The sequence below is a fragment of the Paracoccus onchidii genome (assembly GCF_028294535.1).
GTDB classification, from domain to species: Bacteria; Pseudomonadota; Alphaproteobacteria; order Rhodobacterales; family Rhodobacteraceae; genus Paracoccus; species Paracoccus onchidii.
This window is the reverse complement of record NZ_JAQBIE010000010.1, coordinates 48313-69201: the sequence shown is the minus strand read 5'-3', so window position 1 is coordinate 69201 and position 20889 is coordinate 48313. Positions and strand designations below refer to the sequence as shown.

The window sequence follows — 20889 nt, the reverse complement described above, 5'->3', positions numbered from 1 at the left end:
CCTTCTTGCCACGCCGCTTCTGGCCGACGTCCATGACGCATCTTGACGCGTTGTTACACCGGAAATTCAGCCTTCAGGCAGCCTCGGTACGTTTCAAGGCCTGATGCTCGTCCTCGACCAGACCGATCTTCCAATAGCCCGAGATATAGCAATCGCCCCGATCCAGCCCGCGCTCGACCAGCAGATGCTTACGCAGGGTTGCAATCGCGCCATGTTCGCCCGCGATACAGATCTGGACCCGCCCTTCCGGCCAGTCCATCGACGTGATGTTGTGCAACATCGCACCCGATGAATTATGCGGCTGCGGATGCAAAAGCCAGTTGATCGCGACTCCAGCCGGGGCATCGATCAGCTGTTGATCCTCGGGTGACGTGATCTCGAAGAACGCGACGCCCTTTGCGTCCCGTGGCATGGCTTCCAGCACGGCCGCCGCCATCGGCAGCGCGGACATGTCTGCCGCCAGCACATAAAAATCGGCTTCGAAATGCTGGACTTTGACCGGCCCCGGACCATTGAAGGCCAGAAAGGCACCGGGTTTTGCGGCACGTGCCCATGCGGAAGCAGGGCCGTTGTCGCCATGATCGACGAAATCGATGACCAGCTCTTGCCGGTCAGGCCAATGGTGACGCACGGTATAGGTGCGCCGGATCGGTGCTGGCCCCTCGGAAAGCCGGTTCAGAAATGCCGCCCGATCCTCATTGATTTCCGGCAACATCAACTTGCAATTGGCGCTTTCGCGACCTTCGGGCAACCCTTCCAGTTCAGGGCCGCCAAAGGTGACGCGGATCATGTTCGGGGTAATATGACGCGCCTCGGTAACGGTCAGAAGGCGCGGTGCCGGTCTTGCCTGTTTCATTGTCTTCTCCTTTTTGTTTTCCCGACAGTGAGTTGCGAAATGTCGGTGCCATTATTCAGTGCTGTTGCGGGGGTGTTTCACCTGCCACTGCGCAACGCGAAGCCCGGTCATGCCAAGGCTGCGCAATGGGGCAGCAGGAAGGGTCGCGGCCCTTCGGGCGCGACGCCAACCCGCAATTTGCAGCCATAGACTTTGGACAGGGTGGCGTCCGTCATCACCAGATCCGGCGGGCCGGCGGCGGCAATTCGCCCTGCCGACATAATCGCGACATGATCGGCATGCAGCGCGGTCAGGTTCAGGTCATGCATCACGGCAATGACGCCACCGCCGGCGCGCGCGTATCGGGTAACGATATCCATCACCTCAAGCTGGTGGGCGATATCCAGTGCCGCGACCGGTTCATCCAGAAACAGCCAGCGCGGACCGTCCTGCCCGACCGGCGCCCAGACCTGCACCAGAACACGAGCCAGATGCGCGCGCTGCTGCTCTCCGCCGGACAATTCCTGAAAGAAACGCCCCTCATAGCCGGCAAGGCCGACCTCGGCCAAGGCGCGTGAGGGCAGGCTGGGGTCCTGGCCGTGGCCACCGCTCATCAGACCCATGCGCACGACTTCAAGCACGGTAAAGGGAAACGCCAACGTGGCCATCTGGGGCAGCACGGCGCGACGCGCCGCAAGTTGCCACCCCGGAGCAGTCGCGATGTCCAACCCCTCGACCATGACCTGCCCCAAACAGGGAACTTCATCCGTAATGGCGCGCAGCAAGGTGGTCTTGCCGGACCCGTTGGGGCCGACGATGGCTGTTACCGACCCTGCCTCGGCGTTCAGATCGACGCCATGCGGGACCTGCTTGCGCCCCAGCGAAACGCGAATATCCCGGGCCGTCAGTGTCACAGGTCAACAAGCCCCCGACGCCGAAGCAGAATCCACAGAAAGACCGGCGCGCCCAGCACCGCCGTCACGATGCCGATCGGCAAATCGGCTGGCGCGATGATCACTCGGCTGACAAGATCGGCAATCAACAGAAGTGACGCCCCCAGCAGCGCCGAGTTCAACAGCAGCGTTTCATGATCCGGTCCCGTCGCAAGGCGCAGCAAATGCGGCACGACAATTCCGACAAAGCCGATGCCGCCGGACACCGCCACGGCCGCACCCGTTGCCAGCGCGACCGTCATGATCGCGCCATTCTTCAGCCGCTGCACATTGATGCCGATATGATGTGCGGTCGCTTCCCCCATGGCGAGGCCATTCAGGCCGCGCCCCAGATACAGGGTCGCCAGAATGGACAGGCCAATCATCGGACCAGCCACCAGCACCTTGGACCAGGTCGCCCCTGCCAGAGATCCAAGCCCCCAGAAGGTCAGGTCACGCAATTGCCGGTCATCGGCCATATAGACCAGAATGCCCGACACCGCACCCGCCAGCGCCCCAAGTGCGATGCCAGCCAACAGCATCGTCGCGACCGAGGTGCGCCCTGCGCGCGTCGAAACGCGATACAATATGATCGTCGACAGCCAGCCACCGAGGAAAGCCGCGACCGGAACCGTCCAGTTGCCCACCAGCGTGATCAGAGCCGAGGGCAGAAAAGCCCCAAGAACAATGGCCATGATCGCCCCAAGGCCGGCTCCCGCGCTGACGCCGACCAGTCCGGGATCGGCCAGCGGATTGCGAAACAGCCCCTGCATCACCGCGCCCGACACCGCCAGAGACGCGCCGACCAGCACCCCCATGACCAGCCGGGGCAGACGGATGTCCAACATGACAACCCGATCGGTGACGCTGACCGGATCACCTGCAAGCAGGGCCGTCAGCACCCGCCAAAGCGATGTCCCCGATGCGCCTGTGGCCAGGCTGCAAATGCACACCACGACCAGCAATCCCGCCAACCAGACATGCGCGCGCCGAGCCGTCCGGTGCCGATCGACAATCGGTGGCATGGCAGGAATTGCGCCGATCTCAGCCCGCGCCATTCAGGGCCTCGGCCAGATCGCGGATTGCGGTCGCTGTGCGCGGGCCAAAGCCCAATAGTGTCAGCCCGTCCATGCGCACCACGTTTCGGGTCTGTGCAACCGGGGTCGTGACAAGCGCGGGCATGGCGAACAATTCGTCATTGGCGGCGGCATGATCGCCGCCCCGATCCATCATCAGGATGACCTGCGGCGCGGCGGCGGTCACGGCCTCGTCCGACATTTGCTTGTAGCCGCTGAATTCGCTCACCGCGTTCTGGCCGCCGGCAAGTTCGATGATCGCATCGGCGGCGGTGTCGGTCCCCGCAGCGGTAATACGGCCGCCTTGCGTCGACAGGATGAACAGGACGCGGGGCGCGGGGCTGCCATCCCGCGCGCCGACCGATCCGCGTGCCTCGTCAAGCTCGGTTGCGACCCGCGCGGCAAGCTCGTCGGCCCGATCGGACAGACCAAGTGCCGCGCCGACAAGGTGGATCTTATCCAACACGCCATCGGCCGTGGTAGTGTCCGGGATGATCACCAGCGGCACCCCCGCCGAGGCGAGGATGTCCATGGTTTCAGGCGGTCCCGCCCCTTCTTCGGTCAGGATCAGGTCCGGTTCGACGGACAACACACCTTCGGGCGACAAGGCGCGCATATAGCCCACATCAGGCAGCTCTTCGGCCTTTGGCGGCCATGTCGAGGTCGCGTCGCGCCCAGCCAGTCGATCTTCGGCCCCCAGCGCATAGACGATTTCGGTCAGCGAGCCGCCCACCGATACCACGCGCGCCGAGTCCGGATAGGATTGCGCATTGGTCGCACCCGTCGCAACCGAAAGCAGCGCGAGGAAGGCGGATGACAGAAGCGCGCCCGCGCGTCGGGGGGGCAAGAGGCTCATGGTGTGCCGTTCCCTTCTGGAAGGCCCGATCAGGCCGGGGTTTCTGTCTGGGCACCTTGCAGTGCCTCGACGATCCGGCCCCATTCGACGCGGCTGTCCCGTCCGTCCTTACCAACCCCGAATGCCTGCAGGATCAGCTGCCCATCGGCATCGAACGCTTCGACCGAGACAGCAGGCCCGCGCTGGGTCGGCTTTTCGACCGCCCAGACCTCGGCGATGTGATCGCGGCGCAAATGCAGGTTGAAGCCAGGGTCCATGACGTTCTGCCATGGCCCCATCGGTCTCAGCGTGTCGATGCGGCCAGTATGGATCTGGATGCAGCCACAATTGCCGACAAAGACCATGATCTCGATCCCGGCATCCCGAACTGCGTGCAACATCGTATCCACCGCTTCCGGGGCCAAAGCCCGTACGAAGGGCGCACCCGCATCGCGATAGGCACCCAAGCGGTTCATCTTCAACTTGGACACAAGACGCTGGAACTGATGGGTATCGGTCATCTTGCGCCATTCGGCGCGAAGGATGTCAAGCTTGTCAGGGTTGCGGCGCGCGCCATCCAGCGCCACGCGTGGCTCGGTCTCGATCTGCTCGGATTGATCCGCGATCAACAGGCCGCTTTTTGCCGCCTGCCACGCGGACAGGTCGGAACCGTCGCGCAGAAAGATCTTGTGCACCGCGTCACCGGCACCGTCGAATATCTGCATCGAACGGCGCATCCCGCCCTCGGTTTCGGTTTCAACAAGGAACCCGTGCCGCCAATGGCCTGGAAATATCCGCAGATCTATCGCCTCGGACAGCACCATCGCCGCATGCTTGCCCGGGTGATAGTCGCCATAGCGCCCGACCTTTTCATGCACCGCAGACAGGTTGCGGGTCAGCGCCATGACGTCGCCAAATCCTTCGGCGGCGGGCATGGTGCGGTCGGGATCGGGATCGATGCGCCATGCACGTCTGGGGCCGGACTGGCCGACATGCGCTGCCACCAAAGCCGCCTCGGAAACACCCAGCGCATCGGCAAGATCGCGGTCGCGCATCTTCGGGTTGTCGGCGCGGCGTTGCCGGATCAGCTCGGGCGTGATGAGAGAAGATGCATCCATGTAATCATCCCGTTCGCAATCAAGGATTCTGGCAATTTCCAGAGCCTCTAATATCTGACTATTTTAGTCAGGACAAGGCCTGTTCATCAGGCAAGAGGCATCTGCCCGGCCCGGTTCGAACGCGCCACCGGGATCCTCGGGCAGCAAGACCATGCTTCCATCGATGCCCAGATCGCGCAGCTGCCAAGGCACGCCACCGCCGAATTGCAGATGTCCCATGCCGATGATCCCGATCGCCAGCCGTTGCGGATCGTTTGCGATCATGCTTGCCAGGCGGGTCGCGAAGGCGCGGTCCCAGACCTCTTGCGCGGCGACGAACCCGGAAAATGCAGGGTCATCCGCAGATTGCGCGCTGCGGTCCGGTCTTGCACCGCCGGTCAGGTCGAAAATGAAACGGCGATAGGCCGCAGGAGATGGTGCCGGTCGCGTCAGGTTTTCCTTCAAAGCGGCATCGACACCGTCCCAACCCGATTTTCGCACGGCGCGGACCAGTTCCCGGCGGACATTCAGCCCTTTCATCGGAATGCCCATATCCCGGCAGAAACGGAACAGCGGCAGGTACAGCTCGGCGGGAAAGCCCCAGACATCGGCCCAGCCTGCGCGGGTCAGAAACTCGGCTTCAGAGATCCCGCCCGCGACCCATTCTTCCAGCACCGGATCGACGCGGGCGGGAAACATCTCGAAGCCAAGCGAGACGGGGCGATGCGCCGCCAGTCCTGCGGCCACATGCATTTGCCAGCGGTGATGATCGGCGCGATCGTGACGCTCGCCCAGCAGCACGACCTGCTGCTGGGCGGCGCGCGCGATCAGAGCGGTGTGGTCCAGCTGGCTTCCGGCGCTATCAATCCACTGTGGGGTCATTGGAAACACTCTGATTTCAGTTCCAGCGCGGTGATGGCACCGTCATGATGCAATCCCTTGCGGCTGTGGGTTGCCGCCTGCCATCCGGCCAATGTCCCGCCTTTCAGATGCAAATGAAAGTCCGGTGTCATCACGTTCAGGAACCCCATGGCCGGCTTGACGGCATCGATCCGCCCTTGCCAGCTTTGGCACAGCGTTCCGTTGTCAAACAGGATTTCCACCTGTGCCCCGGCATTGACTGCCAGATCAAAGGGCGGGCAGGCGGGATCTGCGGGATCGAATTCGGGTTTGTCCTGCCCGCTGGCATTCCGGGCATCAGTTGCCGCAAGCGGCTGGCGGGAAATATCGGACAGGGGCATCTCGAACGGACCCTCCCCCTCCATCCCGACAATCGAGAAGGCCGTGCCGCCGTCAGCGGTCATGAATTCAAGCCGCGGGAAAACCTTTCCACCCATCACCGAACCGGTGTCCAGCACGATCGAGGCGACATTGCCGGTCCTGATGCGCGCATCGTGACATTGCCCGCTCAGACAGACGGCACCTTCGCGGGTCTGGACCTGTTCGACGGGGCCGATACGCTCATGCGTAACGCCGTCATGACGACCGATCACCATCAGCCTGCCCATATCCGGCAGACGGTCGAGCAAGGCATCGGGGGTGATCCCTGTCAGGGTTTCGCGGCGGGGCTTGTGTTCTGTGTCACTCATGCGGAACGTTCCTGTGAATTTGGCGTATCAAGATGCAGGACATGGTCGGGAACTAATCCGGCGGGTTTGCGATGTGCGGTGATGATGAGCGTGGTTGCAGGCAATTCCTGACGAAGCCATGTCAGCAGATCGGCCTCGGATGCCGGGTCCAGCGCGGCGGTCGCCTCGTCGAGGATCAGCCAGTCAGGGTTGTTCAACACAGCGCGGGCCAGTCCAATCCGCTGGCGTTCGCCCATGGACAGGCCGCTGACCCCGCCGTGATCGGTCAGGCGATGCGCCAGCCCGACGCGGCGCAGCACTGCCTGAACACGCACCATTCCAAGCGCTTCGGGGCGATGCGGATAGCAGATCGCGGCGCACAGATCGTCATCCATCACCGGTGCGCCCGAGGGCAGCAACAGAAACCGTCCGGCGGGGCGCAGGATCTGGCCCTTGCCCCAGCCCCACAGGCCGGTGATGGCGCAGAGCAGCGTTGTCTTGCCGCGACCGGAGGCCCCGTCGATCAGCATGGTCTGCCCGGGATGCAGAACGATATCCGGGGTTGGTTGCAGCACCCGGCCATTCGGGGTGACAAGGCGCAACCCGCGAACGCGCAATGCCCCGTCATCGGACAAGCCACGCTGGATCTTTTGCAGTGCGGGTGCCGTCGGGTTGGGTGCCGCGGTCTGGCGCAGCAAGCCGTCAAGGCGTTCGCAAACCGCGACGAATTTGGCCAGCTTGCGATATTCGAACACGAACCAGCTAAGCGTCGTGCTGACATTGGAAAACGCGCTGGCCAGCTGCATCAGACCGCCCAAGGTCACAGTGCCCGCGAAATAGGCCGGCAGCGCGAAAAAGGTCGGAATGCGCAGGACCGTCTGATGGTAGGGCCGCGTGAACAGGCCCAGCACCAATTCCGCGCGCATGACGCTGCGCCAGTTGCGGGCCACGGCCGCAAAGCGTTCATCCAGCCGCCGGGTTTCGGCGGCCTCGCCATCGGATTGCGCGATCTGGTCGGCATTGTCGCGCAGACGCACCAATGCGTGGCGGAAATCGGCCTCGACCTTTTCCTGCAGGAAGTATTTCTGCTTCAGGGGGCGTCCCAGCAGATGCGTTACCAATGTCGACAGCGCGACATAGATCGGCGCAAGCCAGACCATGTATCGTTGAATCTCGATCTGGGTGCCGAACAGATTGAACTGCAGGACGAATGAAGCCGCCGACCACAGCACCGCGAAATAGGAAAACAGCGCCACGACACTGGTGATCAGGTCGATGGTGAATTCCAGCAGAAGCTCGACGAAACTGCGGCAATCCTCGGAAATGCGCTGGTCCGGGTTTTCGATGGGCTGGTCGCTATAGCCCGGACGCAGGGTCCAGAAGGCGCGCGTGCGCACCCATTGGTTCAATGCGATATTGGTCAACCTTGCCCGCCACCTGATCAACAGCAACTTGCGCAGCCAGTCGGCGGCCAGCCATGATGCCGCCATCGCCCCGACGATCGCGAAGAAAATGCCGATCTGGTGCAAGGCTTCGGCACCGTCCATGTTTTCCAGCGCGTCATAGAAGGACTTGTTCCAGGCGATCATCCGCACCGAAAGCCAAACACCCAGAAATCCAAGGGCCAGAACCAGCGCGAACAGCGCCAGTCCCGTCCAGCAGCCCGGCCCCGAGATCGCGACACGGGCCAGTCGAAAGGCCCGCATCAGGGTCATGCGCAGTCCGCCAGTCGACATCAGAAGGTCAGATCCAGCGATGCCGTAAAGACGCGGCCCGGACCGGTTTGCAGTTCGATCGGGTTCGATCGTGCGACTGCGTCTGATGCGGTGGTGCTGTAAGTCGCGGCCGAGGCTTCGAAATAGCGTTTGTCGAACAGGTTCTTGATGCCCAGGTTCAGGATCGCGTTGTCGGCAACCTGCCAATGCGCGAAGGCGTCGATCAGGCCATAACCGGCGGGTTTGTATTTATCCTCGGATTCCACATATTTGACCGAGGACGCAAAGACACCGACGAGGTCCAGCGTCAGCCCTTCATGCGGGGTATCCCAGCTGAGTGCGATGGTCCCGCTCAGGGGCGGCAGGGTTGCCGGGGTCTTTTCGGCTTCGGCCGAGGCCCGTTGGTCGCCCTTTTGCCACGACGCGGCACCGGTCAGGCGCAGGCGGTCATTGATTTCATAGGCACCTTCGAATTCCAGCCCCCAGACCTGCAATTCGGACAGGTTGCGATAGGTGTAAATGCTGGTTCCCGGCGGGTTGTAGAAGCTTTGGATGAAGTTGTCGTAATCGGCATTGAATGCGGTGACGGCGAAATATCCCTGCGCGGTTTCGCGGCGCACCCCGAACTCGATGCTCTGCACCTCTTCGGGTTCCAGTCCAGGCGCGGGGGTCAGGTCGAAGAACGTGCCGGGCACCGACGTGTAAAGCTGCTGTGCCGTGGGCATCTTGAAGCCTTCGCCATAATGGCCCCAGACCTGCCAGCCATCGCCAAAGCGATACAGCGCGGCAAGGCTTTTCAGCAGTTTTTCATCTTCGCGCACGCGCGGCTCGGCGCCTTCGACGACCTGATAATCGGCATTGGGGCGCGGATCGATCTTGTAGGTCGCATAGCGAAGACCCGGCGTGATCTCTAGCGCGCCATCCATCAGCAGGATCTGGTCCTGCACATACAGATCCGCCCGTCGCGTGTCGGCATTGGCGAAATTGAATCCACCGGCGCGTGTCTCGGTGGTTGTGCCGGTCGTCAGGTTGTTCACCACATCCCGGCGGCTGTAATCGGTGCTGGTGTGATCGCCGTCAAAGCCCCAGGTCACCACATGGTTGGCCGCGCCAGTCGAGAAACGTGACGTGGCCTGGATGTCCAGCTCGACGAAATCCTCGTCATAGCCAAGATAATCGCGGGTCACCAATTGCTCGCCCAGGGCCGAGGTGCTCCATTTTTCACCGGTGCGGTCATAGCCGTTCGGCGTAATCGCAAGCGTCGTGATGACCTCATCGACCCAACGGCTTTGCGGAGACCAAGTATGCTCCAGCGCGAAACGCTGGCGATACATATCCAGTTCGCGGTCGTAATTATTATTGATCACACCGGTCGGCAAACCGGTAAAGCTGGAATAGACGGGACCAAGCGCGTTGTCGTAATCCACCTCGGTGGTGCGATCGAGCCGTTCATAGGTCAGTTCCAGACGGTGCTCGGCGTCCGGCGACCAGACCGCCTTGGCCAACAGATGCGTGGCCGCGATGTCGGACGGGTCCAGTTCGCCGCAAGGGGTCGCCCCGAAATCGATATTGCGCGGACAGCCATAGATGCCGCCATCATTGCGCGCATTTGACAGCTCGGCCTCATGCGACTGCGATTGTGACAGGCCGACCATGACGGACCAGTCACGCCCGAACTGTCGGGCAAAGGCACCTGCGATCGAGCTGCCGTCATTCAAGCTATCGTAGGCCGTGCGTGCCATGCCACCGCTGTCGCGCCCCAGAAGCAGATCTTCAGGATCGATGGTCTCGATCGCGACGACCCCGCCAAGCGCATCCGCGCCCCAAAGAACCGAAGCCGGACCCTTGGCGATCTCGACCTGCTTGGTGAAGGCAAAGTCCAGATAGTCACGCGTTCCATCGGTGATGCGCTCGGGCACCCTCGATCCGTCGACCTGCATCTGGACGCGATTGCCGCCGACGCCCCGGATGGTAAAGCCGCCGAAACTGTTGAACGGATCGGTTGCGGTCGTCTGGCGGTTTACCTCGACGCCGGGGGTATAGCGGACCAGTTCCTGCATGTCGTCCAGGCCGCGGGCGTCGATCTCTTCGCCATCGATGACCGAGATCGACGCAGGAGCCTCGCGGGTGCTTGTGCCCTGACGATCTGCAAGCAAGGTGATCGGATCAAGCGCGACCGCGCCGGACTCGGATGATGGCGATTGCGCCTGCTGGGCCAGGGCCGGCGTGCAGGCCAGCATCAGGGCCAGCGCTGTCGACCCACGTAGGGGGACGGGTGCAAGTCGTGGGAAGGTCATAGCAATTGCCTTTCAAGCTGGTGACTTGCTGGCAAATGCTGGCCTCACGTGATTGCGAGGGAATAGTGATTCCTTATGGTTTTTGTCAACTAAAAGACGTGCTGCCTGTCCAAAAGTGCAGGCAACAACCTCGGCGTCCCCGAAGCGGGTTTCATTTCGCGGTCGGCATCATGCGGAACATCTTGCCGACATTCTGCATGACGCCTGACACAGGGTTAAGGATGGTCTGCCGCTGGCAGAGCCGTATCTATTCAGACCGGCACGATCTTTCCCGGCAGCGAATTGACAAACATCGTGTCCTCGGGCCGGAAATGGATGACCGAACGGATGGCTTCACCCGCATGCAGCAAATCGAAGGCGGTGTTGATCTGGTCATGCGTCATGTTGTGGGTGATATAGGGATCAACATCGAAATCGCCGCGCAACCACTCATCGACCATTCCGGGCAACTGGCTGCGCCCCAGAACCCCACCAAAAGCTGATCCGCGCCAGACCCGTCCCGTCACCAACTGAAACGGACGGGTGGAAATTTCCTCGCCCGCGCCGGCCACGCCGATCACGGTGCATTCGCCCCAACCCTTGTGGCAACATTCCAGCGCCGAGCGCATCACATCCACATTCCCGATGCATTCGAAACTGTAATCCACCCCGCCATCGGTCATGTCGATGATGACCTGATGGATCGGCTCGGCGAAATCCTTGGGATTGATGCAATCATGCGCGCCAAGGCTTTTGGCCAGCAGGAATTTTGACGGGTTCGTGTCGATGCCGATGATCCGCTTGGCCCCGATCATCTTCGCGCCCTGAATGACCGCCATGCCGACCGCGCCCAGCCCAAAGACGGCGACGGTCGAGCCGGGCTCGACCTTGGCGGTGTTGCGGACCGCGCCCATGCCGGTCGGCACCGCGCAGCCCATCACGCTGGCCTTGGCCAAGGGCGCCTCTTTCGAGATCCTGGCGACGGCGATTTCCGGCAGGACAGTGTATTCGCTGAAGGTGCTGGTGCCCATATAGTGATGGATCATCTTGCCCTTGTAGGAAAACCGCGACGTGCCGTCCGGCATGACGCCCTGCCCCTGCGTCTTGCGGATCGTCTGGCACAGATTGGTCTTGCCTGACTTAATATAGGGGCAGTTCGGATCCTCAGGCGTGTAAAGCGGGATCACATGGTCGCCCGGCTGGACCGAGGTGACGCCCTTGCCAAGTTCCTCGACGATCCCGACGGCTTCATGACCCAGAACGGCGGGAAACAACCCCTCGGGATCCGCCCCCGACAGGGTGAACATATCGGTATGGCACAGGCTGGTGGTGACGATGCGGATCAGAACCTCGCCCTCTTTGGGGCCTTCAAGGTCAATTTCTTCGATCTCCAGGGGGCGGTTCGGCTCCCATGCGATGGCGGCGCGGGTTTTCATGGCTGTCTCCGTTGCTCAGGTCGGCGCGTGAACAAGATCATGGCACCTCAGTTAACGTAATGTTATCACCTATCGCTAATTAGAATCGCGAGGCCCCGCAATTGCAAAATTTCAAACCAAGACTTTCGGTTGAGCAGGTCGAAGAAGGCCATGATCTTTCGCCGAAATTTGACGCCAATGGACTTATCCCGGTCGTCACCACCGATGCCGATAGCGGCGAAGTGCTGATGATGGGTGTCATGAATGACGATGCTCTGCGCCTGTCGATCGAAACCGGCGAGGCGCATTATTACAGTCGCTCACGACAATGCCTTTGGCACAAGGGCGCAACCAGTGGCTTGGTCCAGACCATTGTCGAAATGCGCATCGACGACGATCAGGATGCAGTCTGGCTACGGGTGCGGATCGCAGGCGGGGCCAGCTGTCATGTCGGATATCGCTCTTGTTTCTATCGGGCCGTGCCCCGGGGTGGCGGACCACTGGTCTTTACGGAATCCGAAAAGGCCTTTGACCCGATCGAGGTCTATGGTGATGCGCCGAATCCGACCCGGTTGTGACACGCATGGGGGGCGATCACGCCCCCCATGATGTGAATCCGCGCGGCTACAACCCGCCGGTTCGCGCGACCCGCGCCAGCACCTTCAGGAATGGTTGCGACTTGGCCGACAGCGCCGCGAATTCGGCCCGGATCGCGGCGTCGTCCAACCCGGCGCCGATGATCACCAGCCGCGTGCGCGCCTGACCATCGGGCCAGCTGTCCAAAAGCGTGATCGGATACAGACGGTGCTGCACGGCATGGACCATCGCCGGCACCGAAGGATCATCGCGCAGCGCGACAAGCCCCTTGATCCGCAAGATCCCCGGCCTTGCCGCGATCCCCGCGATGAAATCGCGAAAGGCCATATTGTCGATGGGGTCATCGCGCGTCAGTGGGACCGCCACCACATTGCCATGACGGTTGAGGTCGTGGAAATGGCCCGCATGGCCGATGTGGCTGTCATTCTCCAGCCAATCCTGCACATTCTCGCCCTTGCCAAAGGCGGTATAGCTGCCGGGCGTCAGCAGATCGCGGGCGATCTTCCGGTGTATGCGCACCGTCGGGTTGATCGCGCGCAGCTGCGGCGCAAGATCGGCATCGGCGCGGTTCACCACCACATGATCGGCAAAGGCAATCTGGCGCAGGCTTTCGGGATGGGCGTCCAGCGCAGCCTGCACGCCTTCGCCATTCACGACCGTGATCACCGATGATAGACGAAAGGCGCGCGCCACCGCGTGATCGCGCAGGCTGGTCGCCTGCAGCCCGCCCGGGATCAGGCTGTTAATGATCGGTGCCGGATCGGCCAGCCCCGTCGTTTCCACGATCACCCGCGAAAAGGGCGGCAGGCTGCCATCCTTGCGCCCGGCCAGCAACTGATCCAGCGAGGAGCGCAGATCGCTGCCTGCGGTGCAGCAGATGCAGCCGGTCGTTGTGACCATCGGACGCTCGGACCCCTCGCGGACCAGATCGTGATCCACCGGCACAAGGCCAAACTCGTTGATGATCAGCGCGGTGTCATGCAGCGCGGGATCCTGCAGCAACTGGTTCAGCAGGGTCGTCTTGCCCGCGCCAAGAAATCCGGTCAGCAAGAAGACCGGGATCTGCTCGGCTCGTTTCATGGCGTGTTCCTTTGCAGATGTTGCGGGATTGTCAAGCGATCGCTTTCGGAGGTGCGACCTCGGCCAGCAGCAGATCTGCGGCCTCGGCCAGTGACAGGCTGCGACCACCTTGTTCGCCCAGACGACGGATCGCGACGGTGCCCTCGGCCGCCTCTTTCGCGCCTATGGCCAAGATGACCGGCATCTTGGCCTGCGAATGTTCACGCACCTTGTAGGCGATGGTTTCGTTGCGCAGATCGGTTTTCACGCGCAATCCGCGCGCACGCAGGGTCTGCGCCACCTCGATGGCCCAGGGCTGGGCGTCAGAGGTGATCGAGGCGACCGTCACCTGCACCGGTGCCAGCCACAACGGCAGATGCCCGGCGAAATGTTCGATCAGGATGCCGGTAAAGCGTTCCAGCGAACCAAACATCGCCCGATGCAGAAGAACCGGCACCTCACGCGCGCCCGAGGCTGCGACATAAGTCGCGCCGAACCGTTCCGGCAGGTTGAAATCGACCTGCAAGGTGCCGCATTGCCAATCGCGGCCAATCGCGTCGCGCAGCACATATTCCAGCTTGGGGCCATAAAACGCCCCTTCACCTTCGAAAATCGAATAGGGCTGCCCGGCCAGATCCAGCGCCTGGCGCAGCGCCTCTTCGGCGCGATCCCATGTCGCGTCGTCGCCGATGCGGTTTTCGGGGCGCGTGGACAGCTTGATGCGGATGTCGCTGAAGCCATAGTCGCGATAGATCGACAGGATCAGGTCGTTCACCTTCACGCATTCCTGCATCAGCTGATCCACGGTGCAGAACACATGCGCATCGTCCTGAGTAAAGGACCGCACCCGCATCAACCCATGCAGCGCACCCGAGGGTTCATAGCGATGCACCTTGCCGAATTCCGCGATCTTCATCGGCAGATCGCGATAGCTGCGGTTTTCATGCCGGTAGATCAGCATGTGACCGGGGCAGTTCATCGGCTTCAGCGCGAATTCACGCTGATCCTCGGTCTTGGTCAGGAACATGTTCTGGCGGTAGTTCTGCCAATGCCCCGAGGTTTCCCACAGCCCGCGATCCATGATGTCGGGGGTGTTCACCTCTTCATAGCCTGCCGCTGCTTGCTTGTCGCGCATATAGCCGATCAGCGTCTGGAACAGGTGCCATCCCTTGGGATGCCAGAAAACCGCGCCGGGGGCCTCTTCCTGAAAGTGATACAGGTCCATTTCGCGGCCAAGACGACGGTGATCGCGCTTTTCCGCCTCGGCCAGCATGGTCAGATGCGCGTCAAGGTCGGCCTGTGTTGCAAAGGCCACGCCATAGATCCGTGACAGCATCGCATTCTGCGCATCGCCACGCCAATAGGCCCCCGCCACGCGCGTCAGCTTGAACGCCGCGCCGATCTGGCCGGTGCTGGCCAGATGCGGCCCCCGGCACAGGTCCAGCCAGTCGCCTTGCCGATAGATGCCAAGGGGTTGTTCGTCCGGAATCGCGTCGATCAGTTCCTGCTTGTAGCTGGCCCCCTGTTCGGCAAAGAACGCGCGGGCCTGATCGCGGCGCCATTCCTCGCGGGTGATCGGAGTGTTCCGCGCGATGATCTCGCGCATTCTTGCTTCGATCCGGGGCAGATCCTCGGGGGTGAAGGGACGGTCCGTGGCGAAATCATAGTAAAAGCCATGTTCAATCACCGGGCCGATGGTCGCCTGCGTGCCGGGAAACAGGTCCTGCGCGGCCTCGGCCAGAACATGGGCAGCCGAATGGCGGATCAATTCCAATGCGCGAGGGTCGTCGCGTGTCAGGATTTCAACCGTCGCATTCTGGCTGATCGGCAACGAAAGATCGCCGACCCGTCCGTCAATAGCGACCGCCGCCGCCTTCTTGCGCAGGCTGGGCGCGATGTCGCTGGCCAGATCGGCACCGTTGACGGGCTGGGCGAAATCACGGACCGAACCGTCGGGCAGGGTAATGTGGATCATCGTCTTCTCATTCACAATGCGGCGTCTTCGACCAAGGCGCCAAGGGAAATCAGGTCATCGCGCAACCGGTCTGCGGTTGCGAAATCGCGCCGTGACCGGGCCTCGGCGCGGGCGCGTTGCAATGCGGCGATCCGAGGGTCTGCAGGCGCGGTCAGGGTCAGGCCAAGCGCCTCGGCCGCCGTGCGCAGCGCGCCGGAATGGCCCGCGCGCGCCAGTGCCGACAGTTCGGCCAAGGCGGCCGGGGTGTTCAAGTCGTCATCAAGCGCGGCGTAAAACGGCCGCAGAACCGCATCCTGGCGTGACACTGCCGGGGCATCGCCTGCCGCCGCCGACAGGCGCGCCAGGGTCCGCACCGCCTGTGGCAGGGTTTGCGCGGTCCATCCAAGAGGCTGGTGATAATGCGCCGACAACAGCGCCAGTCGGATCGCCTGACCCGGCGCCTGTGCCAGCAGGTCGCGCATCAGCAGCACATTGCCCAGGCTTTTCGACATTTTTCGCCCCTCGACGGTGACAAAGCCGTTATGCAGCCAGAACCGGGCCCGCGTGCCCTGCGCGATCTCGTTTTCATGATGCGGAAACTTCAGATCGACCCCGCCGCCATGAATGTCGATATGGTGTCCCAGATGATGCTCGATCATGGCCGAGCATTCGATATGCCAGCCGGGCCGCCCCCTGCCCCATGGGCTGTCCCATCCCGGTTGCTGCGCGTCCGAGGGTTTCCACAGCACGAAATCTGCGGGGTCACGTTTGAACGGTGCGACCTCGACCCGCGCCCCGGCGATCATCTCGTCGCGCTTGCGGCGCGACAATGCGCCGTAGTCGGGAAATGACGGCACATGATACAGCACATGACCTTCTGCGGGATAGGCATGGTCCGCCGCGATCAGACGCCCGATCAGATCGATGATCTGCGGGATATGGTCGGTGACCTTGGGTTCGATCGTGGGCGGCAGGTTGCCAAGCGCGGCCATGTCCGCGTGATAAGCCGCCGTGAAACGGTCCGTGACCGCCGAAATGGGACCACCGGCAGCCGCGGCGTTGATCTTGTCATCCACATCAGTCAGGTTCCGGGCATAGATCACACGACCGAAATGCCGTTGCAGGACACGGACCAGAACGTCAAACACGACCGCAGGGCGCGCATTGCCGATATGGGCATAGTCATAGACCGTCGGGCCGCAGACATACATACGGACCTCGTTCGGGATCAGTGGCGCAAAGGGCTGCTTTTCGCCCCCCATGCTATTCGTCAGATATAGGGTCATCCTTGGTACGGCACCTGTATTTCTGGTGTTTTGGCAATGCGCATGGGGGTCGGTGGCCGAAGGCCGGAACCGCCGCGCTTATGAGATGTCATCACGCAACCTCGGCAGACAGATAGCCGCTTGGCAGGATATGCTCGGTCACCGGCACGGCGTTCAGTGCCGCAAACAGGTCTTCCAGTTCCGGATCGGTGAAATCCCGGACGATCATCACGAATTTCGTTCGTCTTTCGGCCCCGTGCCAGTCGTGCAAGGGCACCGGCGGATGAAAGATGTGCTGCACCCCGTGAACGGCGAAGGGATAGGGTATGTCATCCAGATGGATCAAACCCTTGAAACGCAACAGATCCGCGCCGCGTCGGACCATCAGCAGGTCCATCCAGATATCGAAGGCCGTGCCCGAAATCGGCTGATCAATGGTCCATGACACCGAGCGGATGGCCTGCAGATGCGGCGACCCCTCCTCCACGGATGTCTGCCGCATCCATTCCTGCGCGGCCTGCGATTTCATTGCGGGATCGAAATGCCCCAGCCCGGTCAGCCGCGCGGGATCTATCGCCCCATTTACCACGGGCTGAACCGGAACGCCGTGGTTCAGCGACTGGATCCGGTTACGGATCGCAGGCTCGTCGGCTTGCGGCAGGTCGGTCTTGGTCAACAGGATCAAATCGGCCAGACCGATCTGGCGCTGCGCCTCTTCATGCGAGGTCAAACCGTCGATGCCGGTCGCGGCGTCCACTGTCGTGACAACGCCATCGATGACAAAACGCTCGGCCACCTCCAGCCGCGTCAGGATGGTGTGCAGGACCGGGGCGGGGTCGGCCAGCCCGGTGGTTTCGATCACCACCCGCTGGAAATCGAACTCGCCGCAATCCAATCCGTTGCGCAACTCGATCAGTGTGTCCAGCAGATCGCCACGCAACGAACAGCACATGCAGCCCGACTGCAGCAGCACCATGGACTCGGTCGAAGAGACCACCAGTTCGTGATCCAACCCGATCTCGCCAAATTCGTTGACGATGACCGCTGTGCGACCGAAATCAGGATGGCGCAGCAAGGTGTTCAGGACCGTGGTCTTGCCGCTGCCCAGAAAGCCGGTCAACAGCGTGATCGGGATCGGCACAACCTCTGTCATGGGCGGTCATCCCGCACCAAATGATCGGCTGCAGCCCGCTGACAATCGCGGCAGATGCCCTGCAGTTCGATTATGCGGCGCGCAATTTGGAACCCCTGCAGTGCCGCATGACGGGAAAATTCCGCGTCCAGATCCGTCATGTCGATCTGAAACGACGTGCCGCAATCGTTGCAAAGCAGGAATGCACCCCTGCCGACCGTATCGGGACTGGATGGCAGAAATGCGTTTTGTGACTCGATCCGCGTTACCAGACCATGCTGCTGCAAAAAATCCAGCGCGCGATAGACCGTCGGCGGGCCGACCTGCTTTCCCAATCGGTCTTGAAGCGCCCGGATCAACTCATAAGCGCGGGCAGGACCATGAAAGCCAAGTAAAACTTCCAGAACAATGCGACGCAATGGGGTCAGGTTTACCCCCCGGTCAGCACAAATCCGCGCGGCAACAGCCACACTGGGATGCGAAGTCGCTGATGGGGGTGAAACAAGCATGACCAATATTTTGTTATGTTATATCGTGTTATTAATTTTACAGCCGCCAAGTGTCAACCAGCTGATCCCAGCCGCTACGGTGCTTTGCGAAACCTTGATGGCACGAAGAATCCCGGTCGGTGCCAGCCAGCCAGATCGGCCCGTGTGTTTTCTGGGTTCCCTTGTGGCGTGCAACCGGCTTGCGGAACACGAGGGATCGTCGATTATGCCGTTTTGCGGTCATATGCGGCACGACATGCCGATGAAAGTTGATACTATAATCCGCAATAGAAACAGGCGGGTCGCATGAGCATTTCGAACATTCGGCAATTGGACAGCTTTACTCTTTGCCCAAAGGACATGACGCATGCGGATATTCCGCATCTGCACGAGCTTTCGGTTGCCGTCGGCTGGATGCATCGCGCCCAGGATTGGGCCACGGTGCTGGAACTGGGAGAAGGCATCTTTCTGTCCGATGAGATCGGCCGTCCCTGCGGTTCGGCAATGTGGTTTCCGATGTCAGACGATCTGGCGATGCTTGGGATGGTCATCACCACACCCCGCCTGCAGGAACGCGGCGCCGGTCGATGGATGATGGAGCAGATCTTGGCGCGCACCGGCGGTCGCGATCTGGCGTTGAACGCCACCCGCGCGGCATTTCGATTGTATCTTGCGCTGGATTTCCAACCCGGACCAAAGGTCTGGCAGCGCATGGGACTTGTCAGCGCCATACCCGAACAGTCGCCCCGCACCCGGCCCATGTGCAACACGGATCACGCCGCCATTCACGATCTGGACAGCCGCGCCTATGGCACCAATCGACACACCGCGATCGAGCTGTTCCTGCGGCAGTCCACCGGCACAGTGATCGAGGATGCCGGCCGAATTACCGGATACTCGCTATGTCGCCGTTTTGGTCGCGGCCATGTGGTCGGCCCGATCGTGGCTGCGACCGCCCAGGATGCCGCGGCCCTGGCCGCACCCCACATCGCCCATCACCACGGCAGTTTCCTTCGTATCGACACGCAGGAAACCGAAGGACCCTTCATTCAGATGCTGACCGATTGCGGCCTTGCCGCGCGCGATACGGTCACGTTCATGTCGCGGGGCAGAAAGCGCATTTGCGATCCCAGCGCCCATGTTTTCGCGCTGGCCAATCAGGCCGTGGGTTAGAAATCGGAAACTTTGCCCCAACTGGACGATGCAAAACGATCGGGGTGATAGGGGGAAGGGTCCAGGAACGGCTTGGCCCCCGTCACCATATCCGCGATCATCTCGCCCGCGCCGGGTCCAATCCCAAAACCGTGGCCACTGAACCCGGCGGCAAGCACCAGCCCACCCAGTGATGTCTCGCCGATCGCCGGCACACCGTCAGGGGTGCTGTCGATGTAACCGGCCCAGCTATGTCGAACGGTTGCGCCAGCGATGTCGGGCAACAGCTCGCCTGCCCGGCGAAGGGTCACGCCAATCGTCGCAGTATCCGGGCGGGGGTCCAGCACCCGCATACGCTCCATCGGGGTTTCACGATCCAGCGCCCATCTTGCGCGGGTCTCATGCCCCGATCGCCACCCTTCCAGCCCACCGGGACGCAAGACCCGCCAACGCTTGGCGAACATGGGAACAAAATGCTTGGCGTATCGGATTTGCTGAGGCGTCGGATCAACACGCGCATTGCCCGAAATCGCAAGCGTATACCCGCCATCACCCCGACGGGTCAGCGATACCGGCCCCGTATGCAGCGCATCCGGCCCAGAAATGCCCCCCGAGATCGACATGATCGACGAACGCACCGATGCCTGGGGAAAATTGATGCCTTGCTGGTGACAGAATGACGATGCCCACGCGCCGCCCGCCATCACCACGATTTTCGTCCGGATCGTCCCGTGTTCCGTGACGACGGCTGATACATGCCCGGCTTCGGTCTCCAACCCACGCGCGGCGCAGTTCTGATGCACCGTGCCACCGGCGGCAATCACACCCCGGGCGATCACCGGGCAGGCACGTTCGGGATCGGCAATTCCGTCATCTGGAGAAAAGACCCCGCCCCGCCATTTGCGCCCCGTTGCCACCCCGCGCCGCGCAGCTTCATCGGCGTCCAGCACATGGGAAACCACACCCATCCCGCGCGCCATGTCGCGCCAACGCGCCCAGCCTGCGATCTCTTCTTCGCTATTGGAAAGATAGAGCAACCCGCAGCGGCGAAACCCGGGGTCCTGACCGATTTCACCTGCCAGCGCTGCCCACAGATCCAGGCTGCGGGTTGCCATGGGCAGTTCGCGTTCGTCGCGGTTCTGCTGGCGGCACCACCCCCAGTTGCGGCTGGATTGTTCTGCCCCGACCTGCCCTTTTTCCAGCAACGCCACATCGACCCCTTTTCGCGCCAGATAATAGGCCGTGCTACAGCCAATGATGCCGCCGCCGATGACCACCACTTCGGCGGCACTGGGAAGCTGGGGTGACGTATCGATTTTCATAAGCGGTGCGGGCATCGGGATCTCCTGTCCAGCGCAAAATCACATGATCCCGCAAACCGATTCTGCGGATCTGTGTATTAATTCAGCAGAACATGCTTATTCACACATCCGGACTAGATGAATGAATTGCAGTGGTTTTCATATTTCAGAATGCAATGCACATCTTGGCAC

General features: G+C 61.9%; 18 protein-coding genes. 2 read left to right on the top strand and 16 right to left on the bottom strand.

The window, feature by feature from the left end; all coding sequences use genetic code 11:
- Positions 1 to 73 precede the first annotated feature (73 nt).
- The 10 genes from PAF17_RS09165 to PAF17_RS09120 form a co-directional block, all read right to left on the bottom strand.
- Positions 74 to 856 carry a siderophore-interacting protein gene (locus PAF17_RS09165; RefSeq protein WP_271888807.1) on the bottom strand — a complete coding sequence of 261 codons (783 nt, stop codon included), beginning with the start codon at positions 854 to 856 and terminating at the stop codon, positions 74 to 76.
- A 107-nt stretch (positions 857 to 963) separates the two neighbouring features.
- Complete coding sequence (locus PAF17_RS09160) at positions 964 to 1749, bottom strand: heme ABC transporter ATP-binding protein (protein ID WP_271888806.1); 786 nt, start codon at positions 1747 to 1749, stop codon at positions 964 to 966.
- Positions 1746 to 2825, bottom strand: a complete 1080-nt coding sequence (locus tag PAF17_RS09155; protein WP_271888805.1) for a FecCD family ABC transporter permease — start codon at positions 2823 to 2825, stop codon at positions 1746 to 1748. The genes PAF17_RS09160 and PAF17_RS09155 overlap by 4 nt, the downstream gene beginning before the upstream one ends.
- Positions 2812 to 3699: a heme/hemin ABC transporter substrate-binding protein gene (locus PAF17_RS09150; RefSeq protein ID WP_271888804.1), complete on the bottom strand. Its 888-nt coding sequence runs from the start codon at positions 3697 to 3699 to the stop codon at positions 2812 to 2814. Before PAF17_RS09150 ends, PAF17_RS09155 begins: the two co-directional genes overlap by 14 nt.
- Before the next feature lie 29 nt (positions 3700 to 3728).
- Positions 3729 to 4796: a hemin-degrading factor gene (locus PAF17_RS09145; RefSeq protein WP_271888803.1), complete on the bottom strand. Its 1068-nt coding sequence runs from the start codon at positions 4794 to 4796 to the stop codon at positions 3729 to 3731.
- 63 nt (positions 4797 to 4859) lie between these two features.
- The gene (locus PAF17_RS09140) at positions 4860 to 5657 is read right to left on the bottom strand and encodes a ChaN family lipoprotein (protein WP_271888802.1); all 798 of its coding nucleotides are present in this window, start codon (positions 5655 to 5657) and stop codon (positions 4860 to 4862) included.
- On the bottom strand, positions 5654 to 6364 hold the full coding sequence (locus tag PAF17_RS09135) for a ChuX/HutX family heme-like substrate-binding protein (protein ID WP_271888801.1): 711 nt from the start codon (positions 6362 to 6364) through the stop codon (positions 5654 to 5656). Before PAF17_RS09135 ends, PAF17_RS09140 begins: the two co-directional genes overlap by 4 nt.
- Positions 6361 to 8079 carry an ABC transporter ATP-binding protein/permease gene (locus PAF17_RS09130; protein WP_271888800.1) on the bottom strand — a complete coding sequence of 573 codons (1719 nt, stop codon included), beginning with the start codon at positions 8077 to 8079 and terminating at the stop codon, positions 6361 to 6363. The genes PAF17_RS09135 and PAF17_RS09130 overlap by 4 nt, the downstream gene beginning before the upstream one ends.
- Positions 8079 to 10355, bottom strand: a complete 2277-nt coding sequence (locus PAF17_RS09125) for a TonB-dependent hemoglobin/transferrin/lactoferrin family receptor (protein WP_271888799.1) — start codon at positions 10353 to 10355, stop codon at positions 8079 to 8081. The genes PAF17_RS09130 and PAF17_RS09125 overlap by 1 nt, the downstream gene beginning before the upstream one ends.
- 251 nt (positions 10356 to 10606) lie before the next feature.
- Positions 10607 to 11770: an S-(hydroxymethyl)glutathione dehydrogenase/class III alcohol dehydrogenase gene (locus PAF17_RS09120; RefSeq protein WP_271888798.1), complete on the bottom strand. Its 1164-nt coding sequence runs from the start codon at positions 11768 to 11770 to the stop codon at positions 10607 to 10609.
- Positions 11771 to 11871: 101 nt separating this feature from the next.
- On the opposite strand from PAF17_RS09120, the gene hisI reads away from it, so the two are divergent.
- Positions 11872 to 12327, top strand: coding sequence for a phosphoribosyl-AMP cyclohydrolase (gene hisI / locus PAF17_RS09115; protein WP_271888797.1), 456 nt, complete (start codon positions 11872 to 11874; stop codon positions 12325 to 12327).
- A 46-nt stretch (positions 12328 to 12373) separates the two neighbouring features.
- Here the strand turns inward: hisI and PAF17_RS09110 are convergent, their stop codons facing one another.
- From PAF17_RS09110 to PAF17_RS20170, 5 genes are all read right to left on the bottom strand, one after another.
- The gene (locus PAF17_RS09110) at positions 12374 to 13426 is read right to left on the bottom strand and encodes a CobW family GTP-binding protein (RefSeq protein WP_271888796.1); all 1053 of its coding nucleotides are present in this window, start codon (positions 13424 to 13426) and stop codon (positions 12374 to 12376) included.
- A 31-nt stretch (positions 13427 to 13457) separates the two neighbouring features.
- Complete coding sequence (gene thrS, locus PAF17_RS09105; protein ID WP_271888795.1) at positions 13458 to 15380, bottom strand: threonine--tRNA ligase; 1923 nt, start codon at positions 15378 to 15380, stop codon at positions 13458 to 13460.
- 11 nt (positions 15381 to 15391) lie between these two features.
- Positions 15392 to 16645, bottom strand: a complete 1254-nt coding sequence (gene cysS, locus PAF17_RS09100) for a cysteine--tRNA ligase (protein ID WP_271888794.1) — start codon at positions 16643 to 16645, stop codon at positions 15392 to 15394.
- Between the two features lie 91 nt (positions 16646 to 16736).
- Complete coding sequence (locus PAF17_RS09095; protein WP_271888793.1) at positions 16737 to 17777, bottom strand: CobW family GTP-binding protein; 1041 nt, start codon at positions 17775 to 17777, stop codon at positions 16737 to 16739.
- Positions 17774 to 18265, bottom strand: a complete 492-nt coding sequence (locus PAF17_RS20170) for a Fur family transcriptional regulator (RefSeq protein ID WP_408636394.1) — start codon at positions 18263 to 18265, stop codon at positions 17774 to 17776. The genes PAF17_RS09095 and PAF17_RS20170 overlap by 4 nt, the downstream gene beginning before the upstream one ends.
- Before the next feature lie 285 nt (positions 18266 to 18550).
- Between PAF17_RS20170 and PAF17_RS09090 the strand changes: the two genes are divergently transcribed.
- Complete coding sequence (locus tag PAF17_RS09090; RefSeq protein ID WP_271888792.1) at positions 18551 to 19417, top strand: GNAT family N-acetyltransferase; 867 nt, start codon at positions 18551 to 18553, stop codon at positions 19415 to 19417.
- Here PAF17_RS09090 and PAF17_RS09085 read toward each other — a convergent pair.
- The gene (locus PAF17_RS09085) at positions 19414 to 20733 is read right to left on the bottom strand and encodes an NAD(P)/FAD-dependent oxidoreductase (protein WP_271888791.1); all 1320 of its coding nucleotides are present in this window, start codon (positions 20731 to 20733) and stop codon (positions 19414 to 19416) included. The two genes, PAF17_RS09090 and PAF17_RS09085, sit on opposite strands and share 4 nt — an antisense overlap.
- Between the last annotated feature and the right edge of the window lie 156 nt (positions 20734 to 20889).

Coding starts and splice junctions, on each gene's coding strand:
- PAF17_RS09095 (WP_271888793.1), bottom strand. CDS start 17,777: ATGACAGAGGTTGTGCCGATCCCGATCACGCTGTTGACCGGCTTTCTG.
- cysS (WP_271888794.1), bottom strand. CDS start 16,645: ATGACCCTATATCTGACGAATAGCATGGGGGGCGAAAAGCAGCCCTTT.
- PAF17_RS09155 (WP_271888805.1), bottom strand. CDS start 2,825: ATGGCGCGGGCTGAGATCGGCGCAATTCCTGCCATGCCACCGATTGTC.
- PAF17_RS09140 (WP_271888802.1), bottom strand. CDS start 5,657: ATGACCCCACAGTGGATTGATAGCGCCGGAAGCCAGCTGGACCACACC.
- PAF17_RS09130 (WP_271888800.1), bottom strand. CDS start 8,079: ATGTCGACTGGCGGACTGCGCATGACCCTGATGCGGGCCTTTCGACTG.
- PAF17_RS09120 (WP_271888798.1), bottom strand. CDS start 11,770: ATGAAAACCCGCGCCGCCATCGCATGGGAGCCGAACCGCCCCCTGGAG.
- PAF17_RS09135 (WP_271888801.1), bottom strand. CDS start 6,364: ATGAGTGACACAGAACACAAGCCCCGCCGCGAAACCCTGACAGGGATC.
- PAF17_RS09165 (WP_271888807.1), bottom strand. CDS start 856: ATGAAACAGGCAAGACCGGCACCGCGCCTTCTGACCGTTACCGAGGCG.
- PAF17_RS09090 (WP_271888792.1), top strand. CDS start 18,551: ATGAGCATTTCGAACATTCGGCAATTGGACAGCTTTACTCTTTGCCCA.
- thrS (WP_271888795.1), bottom strand. CDS start 15,380: ATGATCCACATTACCCTGCCCGACGGTTCGGTCCGTGATTTCGCCCAG.
- PAF17_RS09150 (WP_271888804.1), bottom strand. CDS start 3,699: ATGAGCCTCTTGCCCCCCCGACGCGCGGGCGCGCTTCTGTCATCCGCC.
- PAF17_RS09110 (WP_271888796.1), bottom strand. CDS start 13,426: ATGAAACGAGCCGAGCAGATCCCGGTCTTCTTGCTGACCGGATTTCTT.
- PAF17_RS20170 (WP_408636394.1), bottom strand. CDS start 18,265: ATGCTTGTTTCACCCCCATCAGCGACTTCGCATCCCAGTGTGGCTGTT.
- PAF17_RS09125 (WP_271888799.1), bottom strand. CDS start 10,355: ATGACCTTCCCACGACTTGCACCCGTCCCCCTACGTGGGTCGACAGCG.
- PAF17_RS09085 (WP_271888791.1), bottom strand. CDS start 20,733: ATGCCCGCACCGCTTATGAAAATCGATACGTCACCCCAGCTTCCCAGT.
- PAF17_RS09145 (WP_271888803.1), bottom strand. CDS start 4,796: ATGGATGCATCTTCTCTCATCACGCCCGAGCTGATCCGGCAACGCCGC.